This is a genomic window from Hymenobacter sp. DG25B (genome assembly GCF_000801315.1).
Classification (GTDB): Bacteria; Bacteroidota; Bacteroidia; order Cytophagales; family Hymenobacteraceae; genus Hymenobacter.
In genome coordinates this window covers 2,321,709-2,337,304 of the sequence record NZ_CP010054.1, presented here as the reverse complement: position 1 = coordinate 2,337,304, position 15,596 = coordinate 2,321,709, and the positions used below count along the sequence as shown (strand labels likewise).

The window sequence follows — 15,596 nt, the reverse complement described above, 5'->3', positions numbered from 1 at the left end:
CATCTAAATGGCTTGCGTCATTTCATTTACCTGATCCTGGAAGTTCCGGATGAAGGCTTCAATAGGCATGCTGCCCATGTCTCCTTCGCCGTGGCGGCGAACGGAAACAATGCCGTTTTCCTGCTCTTTCTCCCCTACAATGAGCATATAGGGCACTTTGGCCATTTCCGCATCCCGGATTTTGCGGCCAATCTTCTCGTCGCGGCTGTCCAGGGAACCGCGCAGTTCGGCCTGCATCAGGCGGTCATAAACCTGCTGGGCGTAATCCTGATATTTCTCCGAAATAGGCAGCACGGCAAACTGCTCGGGCGAGAGCCAGAGCGGGAAGTTGCCGCCACAGTGCTCAATCAGCACCGCCACGAAGCGTTCCAGCGAGCCAAACGGCGCCCGGTGAATCATAACGGGGCGCTGCCGGGAGTTATCCGGAGCCACATATTCCAGGTCGAAGCGCTCGGGCAGGTTGTAGTCTACCTGAATAGTGCCCAGCTGCCACTTGCGACCAATAGCGTCGCGCACCATAAAGTCCAGTTTAGGGCCGTAGAAGGCGGCTTCGCCTAGCTCGGTTACCGTTTTAAGACCTTTTTCGGTAGCGGCTTCAATGATGGCCCGCTCGGCTTTCTCCCAGTTTTCATCGGAGCCGATGTACTTGGTCTTATTTTCCGGGTCACGGAGGGAAATCTGGGCCGTGAAGTCAGGGAAGTCCAAGGCTTTCAACACGTACAGCACAATGTCAATCACCTTTAGGAACTCCTCCTTCACCTGATCCGGGCGGCAGAAGATGTGGGCGTCGTCCTGCGTAAAGCCCCGGACGCGGGTCAGGCCGTGCAGCTCACCACTTTGCTCGTAGCGATACACGGTACCAAACTCGGCCAGGCGCAAGGGCAGGTCGCGGTACGAGCGGGGCTTGGTTTTATAGATTTCGCAGTGGTGGGGGCAGTTCATGGGTTTGAGGAAGAATTCCTCACCCGGATTTGGCGTTTTAATGGGCTGGAACGAGTCGGCGCCGTATTTCTCGTAGTGGCCGCTGGTTACATATAGCTCTTTGGAGCCGATATGGGGCGTAACGACCGGCAAGTAGCCAGCTTTTACCTGCGCGCGGCGCAGGAACTGCTCCAGGCGCTCACGCAGGGCCGTTCCTTTGGGCAGCCACAGGGGCAGCCCCGCTCCCACTTTATCGGAAAAAGCGAATAGCTCCAGCTCCTTGCCCAGCTTGCGGTGGTCACGGCGCTTGGCTTCTTCCAGCCGCTCCAGGTACTCGGCCAGCTCCTTGGCTTTGGGGAAGGTGATGCCGTAGATGCGCGTGAGCTGCTTGCTTTTTTCGTCGCCGCGCCAGTAGGCGCCGGCCACATTCATCAGCTTTACCGCTTTAATGGGGCTGGTATCAGGAATGTGCGGGCCACGGCAGAGGTCCGTGAATCCACCCTGCGTGTAGAAAGTAATAGTACCATCTTCCAGGCCCTGCAGCAGGTCCAGCTTATAAGGGTCAGCTTTTTCTTCGAAATAGGCAATGGCTTCTGCTTTGGGAACGTCGCGGCGCACGTACTGGCTTTTGTTTTTGGCCAGCTCCAGCATCTTTTTCTCGATGGCAACAAAATCATCAGAAGAGATGCTGCGGCCTTCGCCGAAATCTACATCATAGTAAAAACCATTCTCAATGCTGGGGCCGATGCCCAGCTTAACGCCGGGGTACAGGGCTTCCAGCGCTTCCGCCATTAAGTGAGCGGATGAGTGCCAGAAGGTAGCTTTGCCGGCCTGGTCGTTCCAGGTCAGGATTTCGAGGTTGGCATTCTGCTCAATGGGGCGGTGCAGGTCGCGCACTTCGCCGTTGACGCGCACACCGAGGGCATTGCGGGCGAGGCCTTCGCTAATGCTGGCGGCTACGTCGTAGCCCGTGGCGCCATCTACAAACTGGCGCACCGAACCGTCGGGGAGGGTGATATCAATCATGGGGTTGGGTTGATAATGGCTATACAAACAGCCGTGAGGCCGCAAGTTAGCGGGAATGGCCGGAAAAAGGAACCATCCGCCTCAGGAAGTGGCAAGCCAGCCAGCAGTTTTTCCCCGGAATTCTCCTACTCCAATTTCCAACAAACAGCCCCAAAGGCATCAACGCCATGCGGTGCCTTTACTTGGGCAGCGCTACCGGCTCCCGCTGCAGCATGGGCTCAATGGGCGCTATACGCCGGCGCGTGGTAGTATCAGTAGATTCTCCGCGGGCTTTGGCAGCGGCTTTCCAGGCCATATAGCTCCAGTGTTTGTTTCCTGGATTTTCCCGCACCAGCTGTTGGTATTGGGCAGCGGCTTCTTCCGGGCGCCGCAGGGCTTCGTAGCTCTCGGCCAGCATCTGGCGGGCATTGAGGAGCAACGTAGAGCGGCGCAGCGCCCGCTGCAGGTGGGGCAAGGCCTCGGCGTGGCGGCGCTGCTTTACATAGGCAATACCCAGCCGGTAGTCGGCGCGGTAGAGCGTAGTGTCATAGCGCAGGGCCCGCAGGTAATTTTGCCGGGCACTATCGGTTTGGCCCTGCAAGTCGTACTGCCGACCGTTGTCATACCACAGGGGGCCGTAAGTGGGGGCCAGCGCCAGGCCCCGCGCCGCGAAAATGGCGCCCTCTTTGGGCTGGTGGCGGGCATTACTCAGAAAAGCCAGCTGATGCAGGATTTCGGCCTGCCGCGGGTCGCGGGCTACACTGGCCCGCAGAAAGTCAAAAGCCTGCACAGTATCCTGCAGGCCCAGGTAGGCCATGCCTTTGTAGAAAAGCGCGGCCGCATTCTCAGGTTCCTGCTGCAGGGTCCGGTCCAGGTGGTCAAGGGCATCCTGGTAGCGCCGGGCGGCCAGGTTGGTTTCGCCTACCAGCAGGCTTAGCTGGGGGGAGGCAAATCCGTGCCGGGAGGCGGCTTCGGTAGCTTTCAGCGTGCTTTGCAGCTGGCCGATTCCGCGCCGGGCCCGGGCCTGAAGAAAGTAGTACTCCCCGGGGCCATCATCCAGCCGCAAAGCCTCCTCTATGTCCCGGAGGGCCCGCTCCGGCTGCCCGGCATCAAGCCGAAACGCAGCCCGCCGCGCATACAAACTGGCATTCCGAGGCTGGCGGGCAATGGCGCCTTCCAGATCCTGGGCCTGAATGGCGGGGCCGCTTTGTACCGTGGCCAGATTCACCATTACATCGGGCTGCTCCTGGGCAGAGGTGCCGCAGGCGGAGCAGGCCAAAGCCAGTGCTGGAGCCAGAAAAGAGGAAAGCGCGCGCCGAAACATAAGGCAAAGGTACGGAAGGGGCCACCGAAAATGGGCACATGCCACTCTGCTAACCACCGGTACCGGGAGATTGGGGCGGGTGCTTGCGCTGCAGCCGCGTGAGCAGACTGCGGCAGCGCCGGCTTATTTCGAGTTCTTCGGTGGTGATAGGTGTCAGGGTAGCCGCTTCCTGCAATACTTTAATGGCTTTATCATCCTGCTTTTGAGTATCGTAAACCCGCGCCAGATCATAATACACCTGAATGCGCTTGGGGTCGAGCTGCTGCGCTTTGAGGAGTGCATCAATAGCCTGCCGGCTACTGGCCCCGCTGGGTACTCCCCCCAAAAAAAGCCCGCTGAATATTCTTTCCAAGAGGTTATAATGGTCTACGCGGTAGTGCCAGCGCCCCAGCAGCTGCCAGGCTTCCGACCAGGTAGGGCGGCGGGCCACGGCTTTAAACACGTAAGGCTTCATGTCGCGGTACGTTTGCAGGCGGCCTTTGGCATGCAGCAAAAGCGCCTGGTTGGCCAGTACCAGGGCTACGACGTAGTTCGGTTCGGCGGCTTCCGGCTGCAGGGCCCAGGACCGTTCCGCATAGCCGCGGGCGGCCGTGTAATAGAGGCTTTTGCGGGTTTCATCGGTGTAGCGGGAGCCGATGCGTACGCTGAGTAGAGCCGCCTGCCATAAGGCTTCCACGTTCTTGCCATCCCGCCAGATGACTTCCTCATACTTCGCCAGCGCCTCAGACTCACGGTACTGACGCTGCAGGCTGCGCGCATCGGCCATCAGCTTTTTAATGCTGGGCTTGGGAGGACTTACTGCCGTAGCCGGGGCCGCAACCTGGGCATAGGCAGGCACTGGTGCACACGCAAGCGCAGCAGCCAGCATTACCCAAACAAAAAACGGCCACCGGTGCATCGTGCAATCAAAGCTTTGCGCAAAGCTGCGTTTTTCCGCGCTTCGTACCGAAACCTGAGCAAAGAAACTTTCCGGAAGTGGCTAACGCGTGGTCAACAGGAAAATAAGGCCCCAAAAAAGCCCTGACCTTTCAGATCAGGGCTTTTCGGCTTTCATCCAGCTTAGAACAACTTCAGTTGGGACTTAGGGCGGCGTAGCACGGCCTGGGCCTGGGCTATGTCTTCCGCCGAAATATCCACCGGACCGTTTTGCTCCGGCAAAGGGGCTTCGGCAGCGCCCATACCACCCTGCGGGCGCGGCAGCGTAGCCGGACCACGTTTTTTGGCTACTTCGCGGCGCTCCGGCTCGGGGCCTTCGTCGGTGAGCAGCGTAATGCCGTGCACTTTGAAGTAGTTGAGCTTGTTGCCCATGGCCTTCCACCCTTTCACGTCAATAAACTCGTGGAGGCGGATGGTTTCGGCTTCCTTATCGGCTTTTTTGTCGCGCTGCAGCTTTACTTCCACGGCGGGTTCGGGGTTGGCCGTAACAGCCAACAGCTTGGAGCCTTTAGTTTCTGAGATGAAAATAAAGCGCTTTTCCAGCGTGCTGGTTTCAATTTTGAAACGCTTCACGTAATGGATTTTCGTTTCGCCGTCCATGTACACCGCGCTTAGCACCGTGTCGGGCTCCAGCTTGCGCAGCAATACGATGTTGGGCACATCAAAATGGAGCGCCGGGTCGGGCGACTTCAACTCGTAACTGCCATCCTTGTACACCACCAGCACCGTGTTATCGGTATCGAAGGTACCGAGGTAGCGGCCATGGCCGGCGGTATTCAGGCGGCCTACCACAGCATCAAAGAACACTTCGCGGCCACCCAGCGTGGAGTCGCCGAGGCTTTTCTGGGTGATTTTCTTGATGGGCTGCTTGGTCACGATGTTGCCCATGGAACCCTTGCCTTTGATGGCCAGCTCGGCAAAATCGAAATCAAACTGCTTCACGCGGGCCGGGGCTTTATCCGAGAGCTGCACACTCACAATTTCCGACTCCGAGTTGGGATTGGCGGTGAGGTAAAGCGTTTTGGTGCCCTTGGTGCCTTTGGTCAGGTCGTAGGATTTGTCGCGGGTGATGCCCGTTACCAGGAAGCGTTTGGCGAAGCTGATGCCGGAGGCGCCATCCTGGTAAATCATGTTGTACACCAGCCGGTCGTCGTTCTTGTTGTAGACGCCGGCGTGCAGAATATCTTTGCCCACGAAGGTCTTTTCGGCAATGCGCGTGACCATGAACGTGCCGTCGCGCTTGATGGCAATGATGTCGTCCAGATCGGAGCAGTCGCAGATGTACTCCACCAACTCGTCCTTTTTGAGGCCGTAGCCTACAAAGCCGTCCTTGCGGTTCACGTAGAGCTTCTGGTTGGCCACGGCTACTTTTTGGGCCGTTACCACATCGAAGGTACGGAGCTGGGTTTTCCGCTCGCGGCCCGTGCCGTACTTCTTCAGCAGCCCTTCGAAGTAGTTGATGGCGTAGCGGGTGAGGTTGGCCATGTGGTCGGCAACTTCCGCCAGCTCGGCTTCCAGGCGCTGGATGTACTCATCGGCCTTAAACCCATCGAACTTGGAAATGCGCTTGATGCGGATTTCGGTCAGGCGGGTGAGGTCGTCTTCCGTGATGGCGCGGCGCAGCACAATGCGCTGGTCATCGGTTTTGGCCTTCTCCCCTTGCACGCGCACAAACTTCTTGAGCCCCTTATCAATGGTCTCCAGAATTTCGGCCCAGGTCTCGCACTCCTCAATTTTGCGGTAGATACGGTTCTCGATGAAAATCTTCTCCAGCGAAGCCGAGTGCCACTTTTCCTGCAACTCATCTTCCCTGATTTCCAGCTCCCGCTCCAGCAGCCGCACCGTTTTCTGAGTGCTCAGGCGCAGCATGTCCTCCACGCCCACAAAACGGGGCTTGTCCTCAATGATAACGCAGGTGTTGGGCGAGATACTGATTTCGCAGTCGGTGAAGGCGTAGAGCGCATCCATGGTCAGATCCGGCGACACGCCCGTGGGCAGATGCACCTGAATTTCCACTTCGGCCGCCGTGTTATCGACTACCTTTTTGATCTTGATTTTATTCGCTTCCGAGGCCTTCACGATGCTTTCCATCAGCGCCGTGGTGGTGGTGCCGTAGGGAATGTCGCGAATGATGAGCATGGTCTTGTCGGCCTTCTCAATGGTGGCGCGCAGGCGGATTTTAGCCCCGCGCAGGCCCCCATTGTAGTTGGTGACGTCGCATAGACCGCCCGTGGGGAAGTCGGGGAACAACTGAATATCACGGCCCTTCAGCACGTCGATGCTGGCTTTGCACAGCTCGCGGAAGTTGTGGGGCATGATCTTGGTGCTCAAACCCACGGCAATTCCTTCCACGCCCTGCGCCAGCAGCAGCGGAAACTTCACGGGCAGCGTGGTCGGCTCGCGCTTGCGGCCGTCGTAGCTCATCTGCCACTCCGTAGTATCGGGGTTGAAGACCACATCCAGGGCAAACTTGCTCAGGCGGGCTTCAATGTAACGGGGAGCAGCCGCGCCGTCGCCGGTGCGGATGTCGCCCCAGTTACCCTGGGTTTCAATCAGCAGGTCTTTCTGGCCCAGGTTCACCATGGCGTCGCCGATGGAGGCGTCGCCGTGGGGGTGGTACTGCATGGTCTGGCCGATGACGTTGGCTACTTTATTGAAGCGGCCATCGTCCATTTCCTTCATGGCGTGCAGAATCCGGCGCTGTACGGGCTTCAGGCCATCCTCGATGGCGGGCACGGCCCGCTCCAGAATTACGTAGCTGGCGTAGTCCAGAAACCAGTTCTGGTACATGCCGCGCACGGAAGACATATCGTGCACGGCCTCGCCGGGCGCAAACTTGGTATCTGTCTCGGCTTCCTCCGGCTCGGTTTCCAGCGCCGCGCTTTCTTCCGAATCTAAAGCCGATTCTGGCACCAGCTCGCCGGTTTCACTTACGACCAGCTTCACTTCCTCAGCAGATGAATTTTCCTCAGCCGAATTGTTAGACTCGGCCCCAAACTCAAAGGAGTCGCCGGCGCTGAACAGGTTGTCCTGCTCATCCTGATTGGGGTCGTGGGGGTTGTTCTCTTCTGACACAGTAGGGTTGTGGCGCTTGCCACGGTTATTGTTCTTGTACCTCTCTCCTGCCTTCCATTGCGGGAAAGCAGAAGGTTAAAAACTAAGCTAAATCAGCCTCCGCCACTTCTTCCACCGGCAGCACATCAGAAGTTACCAGGTCTTTTTCCAGACGCAGGTTGTCGATGATGAAGTTCTGCCGGTCGGGGGTGTTTTTGCCCATGTAGTAGGTGAGCACCTGGTGGATGCTGCGCTCCGACTGCAAGATGACGGGTTCCAGGCGAATATTCTCGCCAATGAATTTACCGAATTCTTCGGGCGAGATTTCGCCCAGGCCTTTAAAGCGGGTGATTTCGGGGTTGCGGCCCAGCTGGCGCATAGCCTGCTGCTTTTCCTGCTCGTTGTAGCAGTAAATGGTGGTTTTCTTATTCCGCACCCGGAAAAGCGGCGTTTCCAGGATATAAACGTGCCCGTTGCGGACCAGATCCGGAAAGAACTGCAGGAAGAACGTGAGCAGCAGCAGGCGAATGTGCATGCCATCCACGTCGGCATCAGTAGCAATGACCACGCGGTTGTAGCGCAGGTTTTCAATGCCTTCTTCAATGTTGAGGGCGTGCTGCAGCAGGTTCAGCTCCTCGTTTTCGTAGACAATCTTCTTCTTTAGCCCGAAGCAGTTCAGAGGCTTACCACGCAGGGAGAAAACGGCTTCCGTTTCCACGTTGCGGCTCTTGGTGATGGAGCCCGATGCGGAGTCACCCTCGGTAATGAACAAGGTAGCCAGCTCTCCCTGCCCGGGCTTGCCCTCACCCAGGTGGAAGCGGCAGTCGCGCAGCTTACGGTTGTGCAGGTTGGCTTTTTTGGCGCGCTGGTTGGCCAGCTTTTTCACGCCGGCCATGTCCTTCCGCTCCCGCTCGCTCTGCATAATGCGCTTTAGCAGCGCCTCGGCCGTAGCCGGATTCTTGTGCAGGTAGTTATCGAGGTGCTCCTTAACGTAGTCCAGAATGAAGCCGCGCACCGTGGGGCCATCGGGGCCCATGTTCATGGAGCCCAGCTTGGTTTTCGTCTGACTTTCAAACACGGGCTCCTGCACACGCACCGAAATAGCGGCCACAATGGAGCCGCGAATGTCGGCAGCATCAAATTCCTTTTTATAGAACTCTCGAATGGTTTTCACCACCGCCTCGCGGAAGGCGGCCAGGTGGGTACCGCCCTGAGTAGTGTACTGGCCGTTGACGAAGCTGTAGTACTCCTCGCCGTAGTCGTTGCCGTGCGTGAGGGCCAGCTCAATGTCCTCGCCCTTCAGGTGAATAATGGGGTAGCGCAGGCTCTCCGGGTCGGCTTTGCGGGCCAGCAGGTCCAGCAGGCCATTTTCGGAGTAAAACTTTTGGCCGTTGAAGTTGATGGTGAGGCCCGCGTTCAGGTAAACGTAGTTCCAGATCTGGCTTTCCAGAAACTCCGGGATAAAGCGGTAGTTGCGGAAGATGGACTCGTCGGGCTGGAAGGTGATTTGCGTGCCGTTGCGCTGGCTGGTTTTCTGGGGCTTGGGGTCCTGAACCAGCTGGCCCTGGGTAAACTCCGCCGACTTCATCACGCCTTCCCGGACGCTCTGCACCAGAAAATAATTGCTCAGCGCGTTAACCGCTTTGGTACCCACGCCGTTCAAGCCCACAGATTTCTGAAAGACTTTGCTGTCGTACTTACCGCCCGTGTTAATCTTGCTGACAACATCTACTACCTTACCCAGCGGAATGCCCCGGCCGTAGTCGCGCACCTGCACCCGGTGGTCGGAAATCTTGATATCGATAGTGCGGCCGTGACCCATCACGTGCTCATCAATCGAGTTATCAATCACTTCCTTTACCAGCACGTAGATACCATCATCGTAGGCGGAGCCGTCGCCGAGCTTGCCGATGTACATGCCGGGCCGCAGACGGATATGCTCGCGCCAGTCCAGGGAGCGGATACTATCCTCATTGTAGCCGTGGTCAGGAGTAGTGCGGGGAGAGAGTTCTTCGGCTGCCATGTGGTAATCAGAATTCAAATTTGAGGTAAAATAACGCAGAAAATTGAGTTTTTCCGCGTTTCATGCAAGCTATATTTTTTAGCAAATTCAACTCTTCCGAACTTCATTTTTTTAGTAAAAGTTCCTGCATAAAGGGCAAAATAAGCTCTAAACTCTTCTCCAACCTCCTTTTGCCATCCCAATAAACTTAGCAAATGCTTCCTCCCTCTACCCAACCCCGCTTGCCCAGCACTGCGCACAAGCCTACTTCGGAGGTCAGGCAGACTCCCATTGTGCAGTATGCTTTTCTGCTGATAGCCGCTGTGCTCACGGTGTATTCGCTTAAAGTACTGGATGATGTACTCCTGCCCCTGCTGTTTTCGGCTCTGTTTACGCTGTTGCTACTGCCCATCAGCCGGTGGCTGGAGGGCCGCGGGGTACCCCGCATTCTGGCCATTATTCTATGCCTGTTGTTGATGGCTTTGATTTTCGCCGGCATCATAGTAGGGTTTGCATCACAGCTGACGCAGTTTAAGAGCGAGTTGCCCAAACTTCAGGGAAAGCTCATGCAGGTTTTCCACCAATTCCAGGACTGGGCCAGCCAGCGCTTCGGCATCGACCCTATTTCCGACGAGGAGTTGAAGGAAAATACCATGAAGTCGCTGAAAAAGGACAGCGGCAGCTACCTCAACACCACTTTCAAAACCACCTCGGCGGTGGTCAGCAACCTGTTGCAGGTGCCCATCTACATCTTCTGCTTTCTGTATTACCGCGACCATCTGCGGCAGTTCATGTTCCGGTTTGTGTCGCCGGACAAGCGCACCACCGTTCTTAATACCGTGGATAACATCCAGACGGTAGTGCAGGCGTACATATCCGGTCTGTTTAAGGTAATTGTGGTAGTGGCCGTACTCAATGGCATTGGTCTGCTGGTGCTGGATGTGAAGTTTGCCATCTTCTTCGCCATTTTTGCCTCGGTGCTGGCCGTTATACCCTACATCGGCATTATGATTGGGGCCAGCGTGCCGGCTATTATTACGCTGGTGGAAACCGGCTCCCCGCTGCACGCGGCCGGGGTAGTGGGCGTATTTGCCTTTGTGCAGTTTCTGGAAGGTAATTTTATCACGCCCATGATTACCGGTTCCCAGGTCAGCATTAACCCCATGGCCGCCATTATTGCGCTGGTTTTGGGGGCTGAGCTATGGGGCACGCCGGGCATGATTCTCAGCATTCCGCTGATTGCGGTAGTGAAGGTGATTCTGGATGCCAGTAAAATAACCGAGCCCTGGGGTTTTCTGCTGGGCGATACGGCCGAGGGCGAGGACAATATTAAAAGTGTGGCCGCCGGCGAGCCGGGCTTCTTCAAAAAGCTGTGGCAGCGGGTGCGGGGGCAGGAATCGTAACCCCCTCACCTATCAGCCAGTATAAGAAAGCACCTGCGCGCCGGACAATCCCGGGGCGCAGGTGCTTTCAATTTTTATCCCACACTAAACTATTCTCATATGTCTGCTTTCACTGAACCTGCCGCCCGGGCCTTTAATGACTTGGTTGAAATTAATAAAACTGCCACCAAAGGTTACCAGGAGGCTGCTGAAGGGGTAAACGACCCCAAGCTGCGTTCTGAGCTGAGTAAGCTAAGCCAGCAGCGCGCCCAATTTGCCTCTGAGCTGGAACAGAAAGCCCGCCAGTGGGGTGTTGACACCCGGCACGAAGGCACCGTAGAAGGCGCCCTGACCGATGCCGCCGCCGCACTGCACCGGGGCTGGATCAACGTTAAATCAGCCGTAACGGGCCACAACGACTCTGCCATTCTGGGTGAGTGCGAAACCGGTGATGCTACTGCCCTGCAGGCTTACGAAACGGCGCTGCGCTCCAGTGAGTTGCCCGTAGAAGCCCGCACCGTTATTCAGAAGCAGCACGGCGACATTCTCTCGGCTAAAAACTGGGTAACCCAGCAGAAAGGCCGCGTGAGCTAAGCCGTCCACTTTAGAATCTGCATATAAAAAGCCGGCCCCTTGGGCGGGCTTTTTTGCTTTACAGCCAGCTCTTTAAGCTTGGCGCTCCTGAACAAAAATGGCTGCAACCTTTGGATGGGTTATCTTTGTTACCAATCTGCTTAGCATTGTTCATTACCCGTTACCGCGCCGCTTTTGTACGCTATTATCGACCTTGAAACTACCGGCGGACAGCCTGCCCAGGACCGGATTACGGAAATAGCCATCTTCATTCATGATGGTGAAAAAGTAGTGGATCAGTTTGATACCCTGCTGAATCCCGGGCGGCCTATCCCCTTCTTCATCTCCCAACTCACGGGCATTACCGACGATATGGTGCGGGATGCGCCCAAGTTTCATGAGGTGGCGCGCAAGGTGGTGGAAATGACAGAAGGCTGCGTGTTTGTGGCCCACAACGTGCGCTTTGATTACTCCTTCATGAAAAAGGAGTTTGCCGATTTAGGCTTTAACTACTCGCGCAAAACCCTGTGCACTGTGCGCCTGAGCCGCTCCCTGATACCGGGGCAGCCCAGCTATAGCCTGGGCAAGCTGTGCCAGAACATTGGCATTCCGCTCAACGGCCGCCACCGCGCCGCCGGCGACGCCGCCGCCACCGCTATTCTCTTCGACCGGCTGCTGAAAATTACCCAGCAGGAAGAAGCCCTCACCAACCCCGCCATCAGCCCCGCTGATACCCTGGCGGCTCTGGATGTTACGGCCCCGGCCGGCAACCGCCCCGCCACCAAGCAGCCCTCGCCCCGCAAAGTAAAGGCCGTGCAGGATGCCATTAAAACGGCCCTGCTACCTCCCAACATCACCCCGCAAAAGGTGGCCTCGCTGCCCCAGGAAGCGGGCGTGTACTACTTCCACAATGAGCAGGGCGAGGTGATTTATGTGGGCAAGAGCATCAACATTTATAAGCGCATACAACAGCATTTCGCCGTCGATTACAAGTCGCGCAAGAGCATTGAATTTAAAAATTCGATATCGGACATCACCTGGGAGCTGACGGGCTCAGAGCTGGTGGCGCTGCTGTACGAGTCGCACGAAATCAAGCGCATGAAGCCCCTTTACAACCGCCAGCAGCGGCGCTCGGTGTTTCCGGCGGGTATTTTCCTGCGCACCGATGAGCAGGGTTATAAGCACCTGTACTACGGCCGCGCCGATGACCACGCGGAATCACACCCGCTGATTGCGCTGGGCAACCAGTTCAAAGCCAAAGGCTTTCTATTTCATAAAGTAGCCAAGTTCAACCTTTGCCAGAAGCTCTGCGACCTGTATAAAACCCAGGGCTCCTGCTTTGACTACCAGGTGCACCGCTGCAAGGGTGCCTGCCTGGGCCTGGAGCCGCCGGAAGAATACAACCAGCGCGTGGAGAAAGCCATTGAGTCGTTTACCTACGAGCACGGCTCTTTTGTGGTGATGGGTCAGGGCCGGCGCGAGGGCGAGAAAAGCCTGGTGGTGGTAGAGAATGGGCGCTACCTGGGCTTTGGCTACGTGGACGAAACCTTCACGGCCCGCCGCCTCGATGATTTTAAGCTCGCCATCACCCGCTACAACGATAACAAGGACGTGCAGCAGATTATCCGGCAATATCTGCGCACCAAGCACAGGGATAAAGTGAAGGTATTTCGCTAATCTTTTATTAATCAAACGGTAAAGCAACCTTTTCAGGCAATTGGGTATCCTTACTCCGGCGTCATAGCGCAAGTTAGAGCCGGCGAAAAAAAATTGGTATCTTCCTGGGCCAACTCTGGCCTGGCTGGTCCGCACACCTAATTGCATTGGTTATGTCGGTTCTTTACAACACCACGTATCTGCGCCTCTATTACGATGGATTCGCGCACGCGCTGGAAACAGAGTGGTTACGCCGACCAACCAGCGAGGAGTTGCGTGCAGGCTTGCAGATTGGGCTGGAAATGGCCCGCGAATACCATGTACGGGCCTGGGTCAGCAATCTGCGACGGATGCCGGGCATTAGTCAGGAAGATGAAATATGGGTGCGCACAGTATGGTTTGCGCAGTTTATTCAGCTTGATATCACCCACATAGCCGTGGTGGAGTCCCGCAGCCGGCTAATTCGCTCGGGAGTAGTGGAGCTGCTGGAGCGGGCCGGGCAGCTAGGTCCGCTTAGCACCGGATATTTTGCCAGCCGGGCCGCCGCCCGTACCTGGATAATGGGCGGCCAGCTTATTCCCGGGCAAAGGCCTTTTCTCCCCTCGGCCAACTCTGACCTGACCGATATCCGGGCCGGACTGTAACTACGGGATTCTGCCATTTCAGCTTGCCTGCTAATAAAGCCATTACGGCAGCCTCCGCAGCAAATTCATTTCAATGCCCGCTACTACTCCTGTTTCAGGCTTTTCATCCGATTACCTGACCATTGATTACCGTCCGGATTTACACCTTCTCACGCTCCGGTGGCTGCGGGATGTAACGTTTAGCGAGCTGCAGGCCGGCTTTCAGGCGGCTCACGCAGCGGCCCGCACCGCCGGTGCCACGCGCTGGCTGATAGATGTGCGCCGCCGCCTGGAAATGGATGCCGTTCCTTCTACCTGGGTAGCCAACCAGCTTTTGCCGGTAGTAGCCGCCGAGCTGCCCGGCACGCTGCAGGTGGCCTACCTGTTAGCCCCGGCCCGCCATGAGGCTATTCAAACTGTGCCTAATCTAAAGAATGCCGTGCTGCAGGCGCAGGCTCCTTCCCAGCCCTACCGCTTGCAGGTTTTTATTGATGAAGGGGAGGCTGTGCGCTGGGCTTGCTCTCTGTAGCACGTTAGCGCCTTAATAAAGCCGGTGCCGCAGCAGCCACCCGGCGCCATCAAACTCCCGGGCAGCCGGTTGGTAGCTCTCTACTTCCACGCTTTTGGGGGCTACCAGCACATTCCCGTCGCCACTGTCGTACACCGTAAGGCGGGTTTTGTCCAGGTGGGTGGCGGTAGCTATTTGCAGCATATCCTGGCCGGCGCCATCGTACATTCCCACCGGCACATCAAAATCCGGGGTGCCGCGCACTTCAAAAACATCATTGCCCCCTAAGCCAAAAAGTTTGAGGGAACGGGTTTCAGTGGCCCGGAAGGTGCGCTGGCCTATTAAACTATCCCCTGCTGCTTGGGCAGGCAGCCGCTGATACACGCTGAGGCGTATCTGGCCCGGGCCGGCGGGCTCCAGCAGGAAGCGTTCTGCCTCATCAGTACCTGGCACTTCTACCTCCCGGGCCAGCAGCTCGTAGAATTTGTTGGCCACGGCGGGCAGCTGGTCGCGGCGGTGGCGCAGCTTGCGCCGAAACTCATCCTGCGACAACGCCAGAATTTCCGGCGGCCACTGGCCAATGGCGCGGTCAATTACCTCATTGGTGAGCTGCAGGCGCAGGGTATCGGCTACTTCCCGCACGTCCTGCCGGCTAAGGTACACCAGCAGCGACTTATCCATGGGCAGGGCTGCCTTGTTCAGGCCTTCCACATCGGAAAGGCGAATATCCTCGTGAAAGCTCTGGTAGTTGCTTTTCACCCAAGCCACAATGTGGGTCAGCAGGCCGTCATCAAACTTAAAAAAGGCGTGGTCCCGGTCGCGCGGAATGGCTTCGTAGCGCACTCCCCCACCGGTGGCAGGAAAGCTGGCCCAGCGCCACTGGTCTTCGCGCCGGCTCCAGTCGCCTACGTACATATCAAACAGGCGGGCGCGCAGGTACTGGCGGGCGGCCACCCGGTGATTGGCGTGAGCCAGCAGCTGGGTAAACACTTTGCGGGAGCTTTCTACCCTGGCCGAGCGGCCAAAGCTGGCCACCGTGCTCTGGTTGCCGTCCGGGCGCTCCTCCAGCAGATAGAGGGCATTGGCATAGTCCTTTTGGAAGGAGCCCAGCGCCGGGTCATCCCCTACATACACCAGCCGGGGGTTGGTATGAAACACGCCCGCGGCCTGGGCCAGCGTGGGTACAATGTAGGCGCCATAGGGGTGAATTACGCTGGTCTGGTCTTTCATCAGGCGCGCTACCGGGCCGTTCTGCAGCCGCTCGGGCAAGGCTTTGGTGGCATCCTTATCCACGGAGCGCAGCACAAACTCTCTGCCTTGCGCATCTACCAGCCGCAGGTTTTTAGTCTGGAAGCTGCCGCCAGCCTGCAAGGGCGTGAGGCCGCCGGGCATCACGGTGCGCAGGCTGATAACCGGCACCCGCACCGGCTGTGCCCATACCTTGCGGTAGTGCCGCCCCCAGAAAAACTGATGGATAGAACCGCGTGCGTATTGCGGCCCGGCCGCTATGGTTACTACCGAATCGGCGGGCACTACGGGCGGCACCTGGGCCTTGGCAGCCGGAGAAGTGCAGGCTACTAAGGGCAGACCCAGAATCAAAAGGCAATGAAAC

General features: G+C 57.4%; 11 protein-coding genes. 5 read left to right on the top strand and 6 right to left on the bottom strand.

Annotated features, from left to right (window positions below; all coding sequences use genetic code 11):
* Positions 1 to 3: 3 nt before the first annotated feature.
* From thrS to PK28_RS09885, 5 genes are all read right to left on the bottom strand, one after another.
* Positions 4 to 1,947: a threonine--tRNA ligase gene (gene thrS, locus PK28_RS09905; RefSeq protein WP_044513573.1), complete on the bottom strand. Its 1,944-nt coding sequence runs from the start codon at positions 1,945 to 1,947 to the stop codon at positions 4 to 6.
* 178 nt (positions 1,948 to 2,125) lie between these two features.
* The gene (locus PK28_RS09900; RefSeq protein WP_044513572.1) at positions 2,126 to 3,250 is read right to left on the bottom strand and encodes a tetratricopeptide repeat protein; all 1,125 of its coding nucleotides are present in this window, start codon (positions 3,248 to 3,250) and stop codon (positions 2,126 to 2,128) included.
* A gap of 49 nt (positions 3,251 to 3,299) precedes the next feature.
* Positions 3,300 to 4,088, bottom strand: a complete 789-nt coding sequence (locus PK28_RS09895; RefSeq protein WP_044513571.1) for a tetratricopeptide repeat protein — start codon at positions 4,086 to 4,088, stop codon at positions 3,300 to 3,302.
* A 221-nt stretch (positions 4,089 to 4,309) separates the two neighbouring features.
* Complete coding sequence (locus PK28_RS09890; protein ID WP_071885172.1) at positions 4,310 to 6,994, bottom strand: DNA gyrase/topoisomerase IV subunit A; 2,685 nt, start codon at positions 6,992 to 6,994, stop codon at positions 4,310 to 4,312.
* A gap of 349 nt (positions 6,995 to 7,343) precedes the next feature.
* Entirely contained in the window at positions 7,344 to 9,263 is a 1,920-nt protein-coding gene (locus PK28_RS09885; RefSeq protein WP_044513570.1) for a DNA topoisomerase IV subunit B, read from the bottom strand.
* A gap of 194 nt (positions 9,264 to 9,457) precedes the next feature.
* Here PK28_RS09885 and PK28_RS09880 point away from each other — a divergent pair, with 194 nt between their 5' ends.
* From PK28_RS09880 to PK28_RS09860, 5 genes are all read left to right on the top strand, one after another.
* Positions 9,458 to 10,645, top strand: coding sequence for an AI-2E family transporter (locus PK28_RS09880; protein ID WP_082017059.1), 1,188 nt, complete (start codon positions 9,458 to 9,460; stop codon positions 10,643 to 10,645).
* Between the two features lie 99 nt (positions 10,646 to 10,744).
* Complete coding sequence (locus PK28_RS09875; protein WP_044513569.1) at positions 10,745 to 11,218, top strand: ferritin-like domain-containing protein; 474 nt, start codon at positions 10,745 to 10,747, stop codon at positions 11,216 to 11,218.
* A 174-nt stretch (positions 11,219 to 11,392) separates the two neighbouring features.
* A complete protein-coding gene (locus tag PK28_RS09870; RefSeq protein ID WP_044513568.1) occupies positions 11,393 to 12,874 on the top strand; it encodes an exonuclease domain-containing protein in 1,482 nt (493 codons plus the stop codon).
* 152 nt (positions 12,875 to 13,026) lie between these two features.
* Positions 13,027 to 13,497: a hypothetical protein gene (locus tag PK28_RS09865; protein WP_156126335.1), complete on the top strand. Its 471-nt coding sequence runs from the start codon at positions 13,027 to 13,029 to the stop codon at positions 13,495 to 13,497.
* Positions 13,498 to 13,570: 73 nt separating this feature from the next.
* Positions 13,571 to 14,005 carry a hypothetical protein gene (locus tag PK28_RS09860; protein ID WP_044513566.1) on the top strand — a complete coding sequence of 145 codons (435 nt, stop codon included), beginning with the start codon at positions 13,571 to 13,573 and terminating at the stop codon, positions 14,003 to 14,005.
* A gap of 12 nt (positions 14,006 to 14,017) precedes the next feature.
* On the opposite strand, the gene PK28_RS09855 is transcribed toward PK28_RS09860, so the two are convergent.
* Positions 14,018 to 15,583, bottom strand: a complete 1,566-nt coding sequence (locus PK28_RS09855; RefSeq protein WP_048825844.1) for a hypothetical protein — start codon at positions 15,581 to 15,583, stop codon at positions 14,018 to 14,020.
* Positions 15,584 to 15,596 lie beyond the last annotated feature (13 nt).